Below are 13,812 nucleotides of genomic sequence, written 5' to 3'. Positions count from 1 at the left end.
ACTTTCCTTCCGATTTGAGAACATCGTTCTGGAAACGACGCGAGTTCTGAGTTTTATTCCCTGATAGCTTGCAGTGCCGTCACGGCGATCATCTGGGTCACATCTTCGGCGCTGCATCCGCGGGAAAGATCATTGGCGGGTCGGGCCAGCCCCTGCAAAACCGGGCCGATCGCGGTGTAACCCCCCAGTCGTTGCGTGATCTTGTAGCCGATATTGCCCGCGTCGAGATTGGGAAAGATCATCACGTTGGCCTGACCAGCGACCGAAGATCCGGGCGATTTGCGATCCCCGACCGAGGGCACGAAGGCCGCGTCGAACTGAAGCTCGCCGTCGACCTCGAGATCCGGGGAATTTTGGCGCAGTGTTTCAGTGGCCTCGATCACCTTGTCGACATCGGGATGCTTTGCGCTGCCCTTTGTTGAAAAGCTGAGCATGGCGATCTTGGGGTCAACCCGCAGCAGTGCCCGCGCCGATCTGGCCGAGGCGACGGCAATTTTGCTCAACTCGTCAGCGCTGGGATCGATGACCAGGCCGCAGTCCGAATAGAGCATCGCCCGCGCTCCGGGCTGAGCGTTTTCCGGCGGGTACATCAGGAAAAAGGATGATACCATTCCGGCATCTGGGGCCATGCCGATCACCTGAATGGCCGCGCGTACAATGTCTCCGGTCGTGTGAACGGCACCACCTACGGTTCCAGTGGCCCGCCCGCTGCGTACCAGCATGGCGGCATAGACTGGCGGTGTTTCAACGGCGGCGCGGGCTTTGGCCGGATCGACGCCCTTGTGTTGGCGCAGTTCAAAATAGGTTTGGGCAAATTCCTCGGTCAGGTCCGAGGTTGCCGGGTCGTGAACCATGACGCCGTCAGAGCGAGCGGCATTCTGGTTCTTGAGGGTGGCTTCGACCTCGGCTTGTGGACCGACCAGAATGACATCAGCCAGTCCGGCCTGGTGGGCGGCCAGTGCCCCCGCAACGACGCGGGGATCACTGCCTTCGCATAAAGAAATCACAGGGCGCGAGGCCGGGGCGTTCTGACGCAACAGTTCAATTGGTGTCATTGTCATACGCTCTGGCCTCGTCCTTTGATCACGCTTCCTGAGCTTTCATGTCTTCGGCCGAGATTCCTGCGACGGCGACGGGTTTTTTCATTGCGTCGCGGCGGAAGGGTTCGCCGAGCTCCTGGTTGATCAGGGCCTCGATCAGCGTGGTGATGCCGTTCTTCTGATCCTCGATCGCCTGGTTCAGGGCTGCGGTCAGCTCGTCCTGGGTGCGGGCCACGACGCCCTTCAGACCACAGGCCTGCGCGATACCGGCGTAGGACACTTTGGTATCCAGTTCGGTGCCGACGAAGTTGTCATCGAACCACAGGGTCGAGTTGCGCTTTTCCGCGCCCCACTGATAGTTGCGGAAGACGATCTGGGTCACGGCAGGCCATTCCTCGCGGCCGATCGCGGTCAGTTCGTTCACCGCGATGCCGAAGGCGCCGTCACCGGCAAAGCCCACGACCGGCACGTCCGGGCAGCCGATCTTGGCGCCGACGATGGCCGGCAGGCCATAGCCGCAGGGGCCGAACAGGCCCGGCGCCAGGTATTTGCGGCCCGCCTCGAAGGACGGATAGGCGTTGCCGATGGCGCAGTTGTTGCCGATATCCGAGCTGATGATCGCCTCTTTCGGCAGCGCCGCCTGAATGGCGCGCCACGCCATGCGGGGGCTCATCCAGTCGGGCTTGGCCGCGCGGGCGCGCTGGTTCCAGGTGGTGCCCGGATCATCATCCTCGTGGTCCATGCTGCTCAGCTGCTGGGCCCAGCGGGACTTTTTCTCGGCGATCTTCGCCTTGCGCGCGTCGCGGCCCTCGTCGCCCGCGGTGTCGCTCAGCTGGTTCAGGATGCCGGTCGCCACCTTGGCCGCGTCACCCACGATGCCTACGGTGACCTTCTTGGTCAGGCCGATCCGGTCGGGGTTGATGTCGACCTGGATGATCTTGGCCTCGGCCGGCCAGTATTCCATGCCATAGCCCGGCAGGGTCGAGAACGGGTTCAGACGGGTGCCGAGGCACAGAACAACATCGGCCTCGCTGATCAGTTCCATCCCGGCTTTCGAGCCGTTGTAGCCCAGAGGACCGGCAAACAGAGGGTGGCTGCCGGGGAAGGCGTCGTTGTGCTGATAGCCCACGCAGACCGGCGCATCCAGACGCTCGGCCAGCGCCTTCGAGGCCTCGATCCCGCCCTTGGACAGAACCACGCCCGCACCGTTCAGGATCACCGGGTTCTTGGCGGTCGACAGCAGCTCGGCCGCCTGCGCCACGGCGGTTTCGCCGCCCGCAGGGCGTTCGAAATCGACGATGGCGGGCAGATCAACATCAACCACCTGGGTCCACATGTCACGCGGGATGTTGATCTGGGCCGGGGCGCTGGCGCGCTTGGCTTTCATGATCACGCGGTTCAGAACCTCGGTGACGCGGGTCGGGTCGCGGACCTCTTCCTGATAGGCGACCATGTCCTCGAACAGCTTCATCTGCTCGACTTCCTGGAAACCGCCCTGACCGATGGTCTTGTTCGCCGCCTGCGGCGTGACCAGCAGCAGCGGCGTGTGGTTCCAATAGGCAGTTTTTACGGCGGTCACGAAATTGGTGATGCCGGGGCCGTTCTGCGCGATCATCATCGACATCTTGCCGGTCGCGCGGGTGTAGCCATCCGCCATCATCCCGGCGCTGCCTTCATGCGCACAGTCCCAGAACATGATCCCGGCCTTCGGGAACAAGTCCGAGATCGGCATCATCGCGGATCCAATGATCCCGAACGCATGCTCAATCCCGTGCATCTGCAAAACCTTAACAAACGCCTCTTCCGTCGTCATCTTCATCTGAGTGCTCTCCAACCAAGAGTGAGTGAAACCGGGCACTGTGCCCGGCGTTTGATATGGTTTTGGCGCAAGGGTGCGACCTGCGTTAGGGCCAAAACGAAAGCCGGATTAGGTCCAGATGAGGCTCAAACGGCCCGAATTGCGTCGGCGATCAGTTTCACGCCGGGCGCGATGCGGTCTGTTGGAATGGAGGAATAGCCCAAGCGATAGAAATTCTGTGGCCTGTCGGGCCCCGAGAAGAACGGTGCGCCCGGCTCAATGTGAACACTCTGGTTTTGCAGCCTTAATGCCAGTTGAGTTGTGTCGATGTGCTCAGGGGCTGACATCCACATTGAAGAGCCGCCAATCACACCCCGTCCAGCCACGGTCAGCCCACTTTCCGCGATGGCTTCGTCCATCGCGTCGCGCCGTTCTTGCAAGGCCTTCGACATACGCCGAATTTGCGCGTCGTAATGGCCCAACGACAGGAAATACGCCGCCGTGCGCTGAATGTGGCCTGGCGGGTGGCGCAGAACCAACGAGCGCAGCGCGCGCGCCTCGCGGATAAATGGCTCTGAGCCGACCATGTACCCAAGTCGCAATCCTGGAAACAGCGACTTGGAAAAACTGCCGACATAAATCACGCGCCCATCCCGATCCATGGATTTCAGCGCCGGCGAAGGGGCGCCTCGGAAGGCCATTTCAAACTCATAGTCATCCTCGACAACCATCGCATCCAGATCGCGTGCTCGGTCCAGCAATTGGTTGCGGCGGTCGATCGGCATCGTTGCGGTTGTCGGGCTTTGATGGCTGGGGGTGGTAAAGATGACGTCCGCTTCGTCGGGAATCGCCTCGGGAGGCAGCCCGTCCCGGTCCACGCTCAAGGGCGTGACCGCGCAATCCCAATGGTTCAGAAGGCTTCGCAGCGCATAGTAACATGGGTCTTCTATGACGGCCGTGCGATTGTGGGTCAGCAAGATGCGCGATGCCAGCCAGAGCGCGTTCTGCGCGCCCAGAGTGATCAGGATCTCTTCGGGGCGGGCCGCGATGCCACGTCGAGGTAGAGTGTGACGGGCAATAAATTCGATCAACAACGGATCATCTTGATCCACGTAATCTCCGGTCAGCGAATCGAAATCCTTGTGTCCCAACGCGCGGACGGCGCATAACCTCCAGTTGGCGTGGTCAAACAAGGTTCGGTCAGCCTGCCCGTAGATGAACGGATAACGGTACTCTCGCCAGTCGCTGGGTTTTGGCAGAACGTCACTGTCCAGAAAGCGGCGCGCCAGTGCATTGTCCCAGTCAACGGATTCTGTGCCGCGCTGGACAGGCGAATACTTGGGGGGGACAGGTGCGTTTTGCGAAACGTAATACCCGGACCGCCCCTTGGCCGTCAGGTAGTCATTGGCCAAAAGTTCGGTGTAGGCCAACGTCACCGTTATTCGGCTGACACCCAGATGCGCGGCCAGTTTGCGTGACGAAGGGAGTTTTTCTCCGACGTGAAAGCGACCGGACAAGATGCCTTCGGCAATCATCTGCTGGATCTGGGCCTGCAATGTGCCCTGACCATTGAGCTCAAGAAAGAATGTATCGACCGAAATCCCCATGCCTGCTTATAGGGTGGACTTAAGGTCGGGGCAATCTGGACTTACATCGCAGTCACGAAATTTTGTCGGCGGGGTTGACCGGCGAGTTCCTTCGGACTAAATAACTAGAAATCTAGTTTAATGGAGATAGTGGATGTGGGAAGCTGCTGCGGCCGGATTTTCTGCCATGGGCTCTGAAGCTCGGCTGAAAGTCCTCAAGACGCTGGTCCGGGCTGGCAAAGCCGGATTGACCGTTGGCGAGATACAGGACCGGACAGGGATTGCCCCGTCGACCCTGGCCCATCACCTGCGGTTTCTTGCAGCCGGTGGTGTGGTCGAACAGGAAAAGGCCGGTCGAACCACGATCAACCGCGCCAATTACGACGAATTGAGAAATCTGGCGCAATTCATTCTCAGCGAGTGCTGCGCTGACGAAGTTGGAAAGGCTGCGAACGATGGCTGAATTGACACAGAACCCGCGCATGACTGCCAAAGTGGCGCTGGACCTGATCAAGACACCCTGGACGCTGATCGTCGTCATTCTGGCGGCGGTGGCAATCCTGGATCCCGGAAACTTGCCCGAGGTGGTGACATTTGCAGCCAAGGCTCTGGCGCATACAGGGCAGTATATTCTGTTTGCAGTGCTTCTGCTGTCTTACCTCAAGGCGACCGGCGCAGAGGTGATGGTGGCGCGTGCCTTTGAGGGGCGCGAAACCCGGATGATCTTTCTGGCTGCCTTGTTCGGTGGTCTTGCACCGTTCTGTTCTTGCGAGGTTATCCCCTTTATTGCGGGTCTTCTGGCCCTTGGTGCGCCGTTGTCCGCAGTCATGGCGTTCTGGCTCAGCTCACCCTTGATCGATCCGCCGACGCTTTTGATAACCGCCGGTGCACTGGGATGGCCCTTTGCCATCGGCAAGGCTGTTGCGGCTGTTGCGCTTGGCTTGTTCGGTGGGTTCGCGGTTCGGTTGCTGATGCGCAACGGCGCGTTTGCCCAGCCCTTGCGCGAATACAAGCCCGCCGGGTGCTGCGGATGTGGTCCGAAAACGGATGACAAACCGATCTGGAAATTCTGGCAGGAGCCTGAGCGCCGCGCCCGGTTCCGTTCGGAATTCGTGCACAACGGTCTGTTCCTGTTGAAATGGCTTGCGCTGGCTTATGTCCTCGAGGCGCTTTTGGTAAACTATGTCCCCGCCGACCTGATCGCAGGCTTGGTTGGCGGAGAAGGCGTGCTGCCGATCGTCGTTGCTGCGCTGGTGGGTATGCCGGCATACCTGAACTCCTACGTGGCGCCGCCTTTGCTGGCAGGGTTGATGGAGCAAGGTATGACAGCGGGTGCGGCCATGTCGTTCATGGTTGCCGGTGCCGTCAGTTCCATCCCGGCGATGGCTGCGGTCTGGTCATTGGTCAAACCACGTGTCTTTGCAACCTATCTGACCCTGGGGGTCGGTGGCGCAATCGTGGCTGGTATCATCTTTCAATTGGTTTGAACGCAAAAGCCGCCCGGTGTCACATCGGGCGGCTTTTATCCGTTCGGTTCCGTCGATCAACTACCGTCGCACAGACGTGGCAGTTTGAACCGGTATCGGGCTTCTCCGCTTTCGACGTAAACGCGTTTTTCGATACAGGCCGTCGTGCCCACTGTCTGCGAAATCTGCGCATCTGTGGACGTAATCGATGTGGCGGACCCATCAGGCAAGCGGACCGATGCCACGACGCCGTTTTTCAGATCTCCGTTCACCGGAGTTGCAGACAGAACCGGGACGATCAGAAATGCCTCATGCTCGTGTTCGCCTTCATCCCCCAGCAGAAACAATGTCGTGACGATGGCAATCATGACAACGCCGCCGGCCAGACCAAGCCCCCACGTTTTCAGAAAGGCATAAATCGTGACGGCGCGGTGCGGGCCAAATACCGCAGATAGAACGTTCAGCATGGCAAGTCCGTGAAAAAAGCCCCAGCCGTCATGGCCGAGGCTGTTTGCGCGTTACGGACGAAGATCGTCTTCGTCTTCGTCATCCGCCCCACCCTTGGGCAGGTTGAAAAAGCTGTCTGCGTCGATGATCGGCTCGTCTTCTTTCTCTTCCGACGGCTCGTCGGACAGCGAGAAGGTTTCCAGACCTTCAATTGCGGTCGGGATTTTCGGCGCTGCGTCCATTTCCAGCGACTGCTCGGTCGAGACCAGCTTGCGACGTTCGTCATCGCTCATCACGCCGCCTTCAGCTGCTTTCTTGGCCGCCGCTTTCTGCACGGCCGTGTCCAGTTCGGACTGTTTGCACAGACCCAGAGCAACAGGATCAATCGGCTGCATGTTGGCGATGTTCCAGTGCGTGCGTTCGCGGATCGACTGGATGGTGGGTTTGGTGGTGCCGACCAGCTTGGCAATCTGGCCGTCGCTGAGTTCCGGGTGGAACTTGACCAGCCACAGGATCGAGTTCGGACGGTCCTGACGTTTCGAAAGCGGCGTGTAACGCGGGCCACGGCGCTTTTCCTCGCCGGCGGCCGATGGGTTGAACTTTAGCTTCAGCTTGTGAAGCGGGTTGTTCTGTGCCGCGTCGATTTCTTCCTGGGTCAGCTGGTTGTTGGCGATCGGGTCAAAGCCCTTGACGCCGGCGGCGACGTCACCATCAGCGATACCCTGCACTTCCAACTCGTGCATTCCTACGAAATCCGCGATCTGCTTGAAGCTGATCGTGGTGTTGTCCACCAGCCATACGGCGGTTGCCTTGGCCATAAGCGGTTTTGCCATCAGCCCGTCTCCTATACATACATCTGTCCCGTCGCCGGAATTCGGCGGCCCCTTGGTTTTGGGGCAGGTTTCCGTTGTCGGGGAACTTGGCCCGTATATAGTCGCGCAAAGGCAAGAAGGGAAGAGGCGAATGCGCCAAGGGATTACGGGGCTGGTTTTGTGGATCTTGAGCGCGGTCGCTGCGCTGGCCGAGGGCGAAAAGGCGGGCGAGTTCGATTACTACGTGCTGTCGCTCAGCTGGTCGCCCAACTGGTGCGCCCGCGAAGGTGACGCGCGCGGCTCGGATCAATGTGACGATCGGCATGATCACGGCTGGATACTGCACGGGTTATGGCCACAGTTCCATCAGGGCTGGCCGTCCTACTGCCGTACCCCCGAAAGCCCACCTTCGCGACGCATGACGCGGGAAATGGAGGATATTCAGGGCAGCTCCGGCCTTGCGTGGCATCAATGGAAGAAACACGGCACATGCTCGGGATTGTCGGCATCCGACTACTTTGCCTTGTCCCGGCGGGCTTATGAAGCGGTCAAGCGCCCTGAGGTGCTCCGCAAGCTGGATTCATCCGTCAGACTGCCGGCTTCGGTGGTCGAGGAGGCATTCCTGAAGGCCAACCCTGAGTTGGAGCGCGACATGATCACGATCACCTGCAAACAGGGCTATATCGAAGAAGTCCGCCTGTGCCTGTCCCGCGATCTTGATCCCGTACCCTGTGGCCGCGACGTGATCCGTGACTGCACGGCAAAGGACGCCCTGTTCGATCCGATTCGTTAAAGCTTTTTGTTCTGGCAGTCCCGCGCATAGTCCAGCGCCTTGGCGGTGCCTTTCAGATCGATGGCCATCACCACTTCACCTGCCGGATTGTAGACGGTCATCGTTTTGTTCTGAGCGATGGCGTTCACAAAGCTCCGGTCGGTGAAAAACACGGTTGCGCCCGGCACGTCGCGTTCGTTGAACCCGATGGCCGTCGCATCATAGCTTTTGCCGTCCAGATCAAAGCGGATCGGATAACTCTCGCCCTGTTTAATGTCGCCCCATGCCTTGTTGTACACGGCGAAATACCCACGATTGCCCAGCGCGTCATAGCCCAGCCGCACCACCGAGAGATCCTGATACACCGTCTGGATCAGGCACCCGTTGCCAAGCGCTGGGTCCATCATGATGTTCCAACCTTCGACAAAGCCCTTGTCCACAAGGTCCTGCGACAGGGCGGCGGTTGCAGTGAACGTGGCGAAGGCGAGGGCGAGAAGGCGGGCCATAACGTATTCCAATCAAAGGGATCAAGTCCGAGGCATTCTACTACGCGCGCACGGAAGGCAAAGCCCCTTTTGCTTTGTAGCGAGTATTTTGTCTCCGGGTCATGACCCGTGCGGCGGGGTGAACCCTGCTATGAAGGCTTGGGAAGCAACTTGAAAACGAATCGCTGTCCAATAGTTTTACGTCTTAGCAGATTAAGGAGCCTTCTATGTCTCAGTTTCCAAGGACTTTTTCACATATCGGGTTGTCTGTTCCCAACGTGGACGAAGCCGTGAAGTTCTATTCCGAGGTCTTGGGTTTTTACGTCATCATGCCGCCCACGGACGTGGTCGAGGATGACTCGGATATTGGCGTTATGTGCACGGATGTTTTTGGCCCGGACTGGAGGAAACTGCGTATCGCGCATCTCGCGACAGCGGACAGGATTGGAATTGAACTCTTCGAGTTTGACGGGAATTACGAGCCTGAAAACAACATCGATTTCCGCAGAAATGGCACGTTTCACTTTTGCATTCAGGACCCTGACGTCGAAGGTCTGGTCGAAAAGATTGTGCAGGCTGGTGGAAAACAGAGGATGCCGATACGGCACTACTATCCCGGAGAAAAGCCTTACCGAATGGTCTATGTTGAAGACCCCTTTGGTATCGTATTCGAAATCTACAGCCACTCGTATGAGCTGACCTACTCGTCTGGTGCATATACCTGAAGCCCGTGGGCCCGCGTTGATACGTGCTGGGGCGATGGCGCAGTTATCGCCCCGATCCTCCGAGGTTAGCTAGATTTCCTTCCGCGCCCGCAGCGCGGCCGTGATCGTCCCGTCGTCCAGATAATCCAGTTCTCCGCCAATAGGCACACCCTGCGCCAGCGAAGTCAGGCGGACCTGCCCCTCAAGCTGATCGGCGATGTAGTGGGCGGTGGTCTGGCCATCTACGGTGGCGTTCAGCGCCAGGATGACTTCGGAAATCCCTTCGGCCACAACCCGGTCCTTGAGGCGGGGAATGCGCAACTCGTCGGGGCCGACCCCGTCCAACGCCGACAGCGTGCCACCCAGAACGTGATAGCGCCCTTTGAACACTCCGGCACGCTCCATCGCCCACAGATCGGCGACGTCTTCGACCACGCAGAGCTCGCCGGTTGCGCGGGCTTCATCGTTGCAGATGTCGCAGATGTCAGTGGTGCCCACGTTGCCGCAATTCAGGCATTCCCGGGCCGTGATCGCGACCTGCTGCATGGCATCAGACAGGGGCGTCAGCAGCAGGGCGCGTTTTCGGATCAGGTGCAGAACCGCGCGGCGGGCCGAGCGCGGGCCCAGGCCCGGCAGTTTGGCCATCAGGTCGATCAGGTTGTCGATGTCGCTGTTCGAACTCATGGCCAGTCCTGTCTTGCGCCGGAGGGAGCCTCCGGCGGGAGTATTTTAGAAAAGATGAAGCTCAGAACGGCAGCTTGATGTCTGCGGGCAAGCCCATGCTTTCGGTCAGCTTGGCCATTTCTTCCTGCGAACGTTCGGTTGCCTTGGTCTGCGCATCCTTGATGGCGGCCAGGATCAGGTCTTCGACCACTTCCTTGTCATCGCCGTTGAAGATCGACGGGTCGATATCCAGACCTTTGAGTTCACCCTTGGCTGTCGCCGTTGCCTTGACCAGGCCTGCACCGGATTCGCCGACAACCATCATGTTGTTCAGCTCTTCCTGCATTTCGGTCATCTTGGTTTGCAGGTCCTGCGCGGATTTCATCATCTTGGCCATGTCGCCCAGACCGCCAAGCCCGCCGAGTCCTTTCAGCATAGTATTCTCCTGTGTCTCCGTTTGCGCTCTAGATACGGGCAGCAGCCACATGGCACAAGGGTTCTCCCGCCGGTCGGAGGCTCTATCGTTCCGGCCGACATGTTGATCGGCGCAGGCGTCAGCAGAATCGTGCTGCCCATCTGCGACGCCATATTCGCCTGCAGGCCCGACACGCGCGGATTGCCCTTGGCGCGCATATGGTCTTCTGCCGAGAGTGATTGCATGGAACACAGAAAATCTGGGCGGGGTTCGAATGGCTACGCAGCATCCGGATCAGAATTGTCACGGGCCGCCTTCCGTTCGCCGGTGTTGCAACGAACGATCTGAGACAGGCAGGCGGATGTGTTCGAACGAAAACTGGATCAGTTTCGTTTGAAACAAGGGGTGACGGGCGGTGGGGTCAGTCTTCCTCGAACGGGTCCCACTCGTCTTCCACCTCGGGAAGCGCTTCGGTCTCGACCTTGGCCGCGCGTTGCTCCGGCGTTTCGATCCTGGTGATTTTCGCCTTTGGGAATTGCGCCAGTACCGCCTGCACCAACGGGTGTTTTTCGGCCTCGGATTTCAGTGCCAGCTCGGCCTCGTCCCGTATTTCTGCAATTGTGGGGGCTTCACCGTCCGAGACGATCGAGACAGCCCACCGATTTCCTGTCCAGCGTTGCAAGGCAGAGCCCAGTCGTGGCGCCAGATCTGCCGGTGCCTGGGCGGCGGGCGTAAATTCGATTCGTCCGGGTTGATAGGAGACGAGGCGCACGCCGTTTTCCACCTCGACCAGCAACTTCACGTCGCGATTTGTCCGGATCAGTTCCACCACGTGGTCGAAGGTTGGGTACCGGGCAAGAGCCGTCTGGGAATCCTGCGCCAGGGCTGCAACCGGTGCGCCACCGGCACCGCGAGGGGACGGCGCATAGGCAGGTGGATGGGCCGCGCCAGCCGGCGCCGGACCGGTGCCCGGTCGGGATATCGAAACGCCGCCATTGGGCCCGCCCGGCGGCGGTGGCGGGGCATCTTGCAATCGTTTGATCAGCTCTTCGGGGCTGGGCAAATCCGCCACATGGGTCAGGCGAATAACGGCCATTTCGGCGGCCATCATGGCGTTGGGGGCTGCCGAGACTTCCTCGAGCGCCTTCAGCAGCATTTGCCACATCCGGGTCAGAACCCGCATCGGCAGAGCCTCGGCCATGTGTTGGCCCCGGGTCCGTTCGTCCGGAGAAACCGTCGGGTCCTGCGCCGCGTCAGGCGTGATCTTGACGACGGACACCCAATGCGTGATCTCGGCCAGATCGCGCAGCACCGCCAGCGGGTCCGCGCCTTCGGCGTATTGGCCGCTCAACTCGGTAAGTGCTTCGGCGGCATCGCCGCGCAGGATCATATCCATAAGGTCCAGAACCCGGCCACGGTCTGCCAGTCCAAGCATTGCACGGACCTGATCGGCGGTCGTCTCACCAGCCCCATGCGAAATCGCCTGATCCAGCAACGAGGTCGCATCCCGCGCCGATCCTTCCGCTGCTCGGGTGATCAGCGCCAGCGCGTCTTCGGCGATCTGGGCGTTTTCCGCTTCGGCGATCTTGCGCAGCAGGCCAATCATGTCTTCGGGTTCGATCCGGCGCAGGTCGAAACGCTGGCAGCGGGACAGCACGGTGACAGGGACTTTGCGGATTTCAGTGGTTGCGAAGATGAACTTCACATGCGCGGGCGGTTCTTCCAACGTCTTGAGCAGCGCGTTGAACGCGCTGGTCGAGAGCATATGAACCTCGTCGATGATATAAATCTTGTAACGCGCGCTGGCGGCGCGATAGCGGACACTGTCAATGATCTCGCGGATATCGTTGACGCCCGTACGGCTGGCGGCGTCCATCTCCATCACGTCGACATGGCGGCCTTCCATGATGGCGACACAATGTTCACACTGACCGCAGGGCTCGGTCGTGGGGCCACCGGTTCCGTCGGGTCCGATGCAGTTCATCCCTTTGGCGATGATCCTTGCGGTCGTGGTTTTGCCGGTGCCGCGAATGCCGGTCATGATGAAGGCCTGCGCGATCCGGTCGGCCGCAAACGCGTTTTTTAGGGTGCGCACCATGGCATCCTGACCCACTAGATCGGCAAAGGTTTCCGGGCGATATTTGCGGGCGAGAACCTGATAGGCGGGGCTGGAGCTGTCTGTCATGTCTTCTCGTTGGGATTCGGTGCTTGGGCACAGCGTAGTGGCCACCGTTGCCCGCGTCCACAGCGGGGCGCGATGATTTTTGATTTAGAAACGAGTCGCTTTCGCACTAAACTGCATCAGCGGATTTAATGGCTCATTTTTGTAAAGAGTTCTTTGGGGAGGACAGGATTCATGTCGCAGTTGGTGATCTACGCCCTGCAAGTTGGTGGCGGAACGCTGGCACTGACCTCGATGCCCGGACGCGGCGGAGATTACTCCAGCGATCTGGATATGATCGCAGCCTGGCAGCCGGGGCTTGTTGTTTCGATGACGACGGATGTCGAAATGCTTCAGGACGGGGCGCAGGAATTTGGCAGCGATATTCAAAGCCGCGCCAGCCGATGGGTTCACCTGCCGATCGAAGATTTCGGAGCGCCCACAAAAGCGATTGATGACGCGTGGCCGTCCGTCAGCGCCGCAGCCCGGCACGCGCTTTCCGGCGGAGGTCGCGTATTGGTGCACTGCCGCGGGGGATGTGGCAGGTCAGGTATGGTTGTCCTTCGGCTTATGGTCGAATGCGGCGAACGCGCGGACACGGCGCTGCAACGATTGCGGGCGGTGCGCCCTTGCGCCGTCGAAACGGATGCGCAACTGGCCTGGGCCTCTCGGCGCGCCCAGGCACAGGTCAGTCTGGATTCAGATTGAAATCTGCACGGGCGCGCAAGCAGGTTTCCAAGGCCGGATCGTGGAAACTTCGATCATCGCGCAGGGTGGAGGATTCACGACGCCGGATGGCATCGCACTGAACGTGTTTCCGAAGATCAGGTCGGCATAGCCGTTCAGCGGCTCAACTGCGGTTTCGGGCTGCGTCCCGCAAAAAACACGAATGCTGTCTGATTGCGCGCGGAAAATTGCATGACATCCTTCGGTGCAATGTGACAGCTCACTGCTGCCCTCAATCTCGAAATCGTCACTTGTGGCCGAGGTCGCCTGGGCCATGGCTTCGGATATCGAGCGCGCCAGCCGCGCCAAAGCGGGGCAGGTTTTACCCGTCCGCTGACATACTGTTGCACTGAATTCATGTGTTTTTGTCTTCCAGATCATCCTGCGCCCTCCGCGCTTGGTGGACAGGATATTTTGGACAGGTGGGACATCGTGATGCCGTCAGGACCTGCCCGGACACCCCGCCCGAGTTTTGGTTTCGTTTCCGATGGCAGGTCTCCTGACTTGCGGGTCATCGCTTTGCCAACCTTCCCAGCCTTCGGGGCCAGTGGTGTTTCGGCATCGCTTACCGCTTACAGTTGCGGGGGCAGTCGCGGATTTGGATGTTGCCTGCATGACCAGACATTACCGCACCGTGTTCCCTTTTCATCCCGACCCCTTGTGGAGGCCGGAAACCATCACACAACCGCTAGCGTTTGAGCACGCATCGAGTCAAGCCGATCTTTTGACCGGACGCT

The 13,812-nt window shown here is 59.8% G+C and carries 15 protein-coding genes and 1 riboswitch; of the genes, 5 read left to right on the top strand and 10 right to left on the bottom strand.

Annotation, left to right across the window (positions count from 1 at the left end; genetic code table 11):
* Nucleotides 1-53: 53 nt before the first annotated feature.
* From pta to FIU92_RS14155, 3 genes are all read right to left on the bottom strand, one after another.
* Nucleotides 54-1,061 (bottom strand): phosphate acetyltransferase, encoded by a 1,008-nt coding sequence (gene pta / locus FIU92_RS14165; RefSeq protein WP_152459217.1) that lies wholly within the window; start codon nt 1,059-1,061, stop codon nt 54-56.
* A gap of 22 nt (nt 1,062-1,083) precedes the next feature.
* Entirely contained in the window at nt 1,084-2,859 is a 1,776-nt protein-coding gene (gene xsc, locus FIU92_RS14160; protein WP_152459216.1) for a sulfoacetaldehyde acetyltransferase, read from the bottom strand.
* A gap of 125 nt (nt 2,860-2,984) precedes the next feature.
* Nucleotides 2,985-4,445, bottom strand: a complete 1,461-nt coding sequence (locus FIU92_RS14155) for a PLP-dependent aminotransferase family protein (RefSeq protein ID WP_152459215.1) — start codon at nt 4,443-4,445, stop codon at nt 2,985-2,987.
* Between the two features lie 133 nt (nt 4,446-4,578).
* On the opposite strand from FIU92_RS14155, the gene FIU92_RS14150 reads away from it, so the two are divergent.
* Both FIU92_RS14150 and FIU92_RS14145 read left to right on the top strand, forming a co-directional pair.
* On the top strand, nt 4,579-4,887 hold the full coding sequence (locus tag FIU92_RS14150; protein WP_152459214.1) for a helix-turn-helix transcriptional regulator: 309 nt from the start codon (nt 4,579-4,581) through the stop codon (nt 4,885-4,887).
* Complete coding sequence (locus FIU92_RS14145; protein WP_152459213.1) at nt 4,880-5,911, top strand: permease; 1,032 nt, start codon at nt 4,880-4,882, stop codon at nt 5,909-5,911. Before FIU92_RS14150 ends, FIU92_RS14145 begins: the two co-directional genes overlap by 8 nt.
* A 56-nt stretch (nt 5,912-5,967) precedes the next feature.
* On the opposite strand, the gene FIU92_RS14140 is transcribed toward FIU92_RS14145, so the two are convergent.
* Nucleotides 5,968-6,357, bottom strand: a complete 390-nt coding sequence (locus FIU92_RS14140) for a hypothetical protein (protein ID WP_152459212.1) — start codon at nt 6,355-6,357, stop codon at nt 5,968-5,970.
* A gap of 51 nt (nt 6,358-6,408) precedes the next feature.
* The gene (locus FIU92_RS14135) at nt 6,409-7,170 is read right to left on the bottom strand and encodes a DUF1013 domain-containing protein (RefSeq protein WP_152459211.1); all 762 of its coding nucleotides are present in this window, start codon (nt 7,168-7,170) and stop codon (nt 6,409-6,411) included.
* A gap of 130 nt (nt 7,171-7,300) precedes the next feature.
* Between FIU92_RS14135 and FIU92_RS14130 the strand changes: the two genes are divergently transcribed.
* Nucleotides 7,301-7,942 (top strand): ribonuclease T2, encoded by a 642-nt coding sequence (locus FIU92_RS14130; protein WP_152459210.1) that lies wholly within the window; start codon nt 7,301-7,303, stop codon nt 7,940-7,942.
* Here the strand turns inward: FIU92_RS14130 and FIU92_RS14125 are convergent.
* Entirely contained in the window at nt 7,939-8,427 is a 489-nt protein-coding gene (locus tag FIU92_RS14125) for a hypothetical protein (protein ID WP_152459209.1), read from the bottom strand. The two genes, FIU92_RS14130 and FIU92_RS14125, sit on opposite strands and share 4 nt — an antisense overlap.
* A gap of 206 nt (nt 8,428-8,633) precedes the next feature.
* On the opposite strand from FIU92_RS14125, the gene FIU92_RS14120 reads away from it, so the two are divergent.
* A complete protein-coding gene (locus FIU92_RS14120) occupies nt 8,634-9,131 on the top strand; it encodes a lactoylglutathione lyase family protein (protein WP_152459208.1) in 498 nt (165 codons plus the stop codon).
* A gap of 69 nt (nt 9,132-9,200) precedes the next feature.
* On the opposite strand, the gene recR is transcribed toward FIU92_RS14120, so the two are convergent.
* From recR to FIU92_RS14105, 3 genes are all read right to left on the bottom strand, one after another.
* Entirely contained in the window at nt 9,201-9,794 is a 594-nt protein-coding gene (gene recR, locus FIU92_RS14115; RefSeq protein WP_152459207.1) for a recombination mediator RecR, read from the bottom strand.
* A 61-nt stretch (nt 9,795-9,855) separates the two neighbouring features.
* Nucleotides 9,856-10,209 carry a YbaB/EbfC family nucleoid-associated protein gene (locus FIU92_RS14110; RefSeq protein ID WP_152459206.1) on the bottom strand — a complete coding sequence of 118 codons (354 nt, stop codon included), beginning with the start codon at nt 10,207-10,209 and terminating at the stop codon, nt 9,856-9,858.
* 400 nt (nt 10,210-10,609) lie between these two features.
* On the bottom strand, nt 10,610-12,373 hold the full coding sequence (locus FIU92_RS14105; protein ID WP_152459205.1) for a DNA polymerase III subunit gamma/tau: 1,764 nt from the start codon (nt 12,371-12,373) through the stop codon (nt 10,610-10,612).
* Between the two features lie 171 nt (nt 12,374-12,544).
* On the opposite strand from FIU92_RS14105, the gene FIU92_RS14100 reads away from it, so the two are divergent.
* Nucleotides 12,545-13,057, top strand: a complete 513-nt coding sequence (locus tag FIU92_RS14100; protein WP_152459204.1) for a dual specificity protein phosphatase family protein — start codon at nt 12,545-12,547, stop codon at nt 13,055-13,057.
* On the opposite strand, the gene FIU92_RS14095 is transcribed toward FIU92_RS14100, so the two are convergent.
* Complete coding sequence (locus tag FIU92_RS14095) at nt 13,049-13,456, bottom strand: hypothetical protein (RefSeq protein WP_152459203.1); 408 nt, start codon at nt 13,454-13,456, stop codon at nt 13,049-13,051. The two genes, FIU92_RS14100 and FIU92_RS14095, sit on opposite strands and share 9 nt — an antisense overlap.
* A 90-nt stretch (nt 13,457-13,546) precedes the next feature.
* A riboswitch (cobalamin riboswitch) is annotated at nt 13,547-13,769 on the bottom strand.
* Nucleotides 13,770-13,812 lie beyond the last annotated feature (43 nt).

The sequence above is a fragment of the Ruegeria sp. THAF33 genome, assembly GCF_009363615.1.
GTDB lineage: Bacteria > Pseudomonadota > Alphaproteobacteria > Rhodobacterales > Rhodobacteraceae > Ruegeria.
The sequence above is the reverse complement of the archived record's forward strand: the minus strand, read 5'-3'. Positions and strand labels throughout refer to the sequence as shown.

Excerpts from the sequence above, each read along its gene's own strand:
- pta (WP_152459217.1), bottom strand. The coding sequence starts at position 1,061 with ATGACAATGACACCAATTGAACTGTTGCGTCAGAACGCCCCGGCCTCG.
- xsc (WP_152459216.1), bottom strand. The coding sequence starts at position 2,859 with ATGAAGATGACGACGGAAGAGGCGTTTGTTAAGGTTTTGCAGATGCAC.
- FIU92_RS14155 (WP_152459215.1), bottom strand. The coding sequence starts at position 4,445 with ATGGGGATTTCGGTCGATACATTCTTTCTTGAGCTCAATGGTCAGGGC.
- FIU92_RS14150 (WP_152459214.1), top strand. The coding sequence starts at position 4,579 with ATGTGGGAAGCTGCTGCGGCCGGATTTTCTGCCATGGGCTCTGAAGCT.
- FIU92_RS14145 (WP_152459213.1), top strand. The coding sequence starts at position 4,880 with ATGGCTGAATTGACACAGAACCCGCGCATGACTGCCAAAGTGGCGCTG.
- FIU92_RS14140 (WP_152459212.1), bottom strand. The coding sequence starts at position 6,357 with ATGCTGAACGTTCTATCTGCGGTATTTGGCCCGCACCGCGCCGTCACG.
- FIU92_RS14135 (WP_152459211.1), bottom strand. The coding sequence starts at position 7,170 with ATGGCAAAACCGCTTATGGCCAAGGCAACCGCCGTATGGCTGGTGGAC.
- FIU92_RS14130 (WP_152459210.1), top strand. The coding sequence starts at position 7,301 with ATGCGCCAAGGGATTACGGGGCTGGTTTTGTGGATCTTGAGCGCGGTC.
- FIU92_RS14125 (WP_152459209.1), bottom strand. The coding sequence starts at position 8,427 with ATGGCCCGCCTTCTCGCCCTCGCCTTCGCCACGTTCACTGCAACCGCC.
- FIU92_RS14120 (WP_152459208.1), top strand. The coding sequence starts at position 8,634 with ATGTCTCAGTTTCCAAGGACTTTTTCACATATCGGGTTGTCTGTTCCC.
- recR (WP_152459207.1), bottom strand. The coding sequence starts at position 9,794 with ATGAGTTCGAACAGCGACATCGACAACCTGATCGACCTGATGGCCAAA.
- FIU92_RS14110 (WP_152459206.1), bottom strand. The coding sequence starts at position 10,209 with ATGCTGAAAGGACTCGGCGGGCTTGGCGGTCTGGGCGACATGGCCAAG.
- FIU92_RS14105 (WP_152459205.1), bottom strand. The coding sequence starts at position 12,373 with ATGACAGACAGCTCCAGCCCCGCCTATCAGGTTCTCGCCCGCAAATAT.
- FIU92_RS14100 (WP_152459204.1), top strand. The coding sequence starts at position 12,545 with ATGTCGCAGTTGGTGATCTACGCCCTGCAAGTTGGTGGCGGAACGCTG.
- FIU92_RS14095 (WP_152459203.1), bottom strand. The coding sequence starts at position 13,456 with ATGATCTGGAAGACAAAAACACATGAATTCAGTGCAACAGTATGTCAG.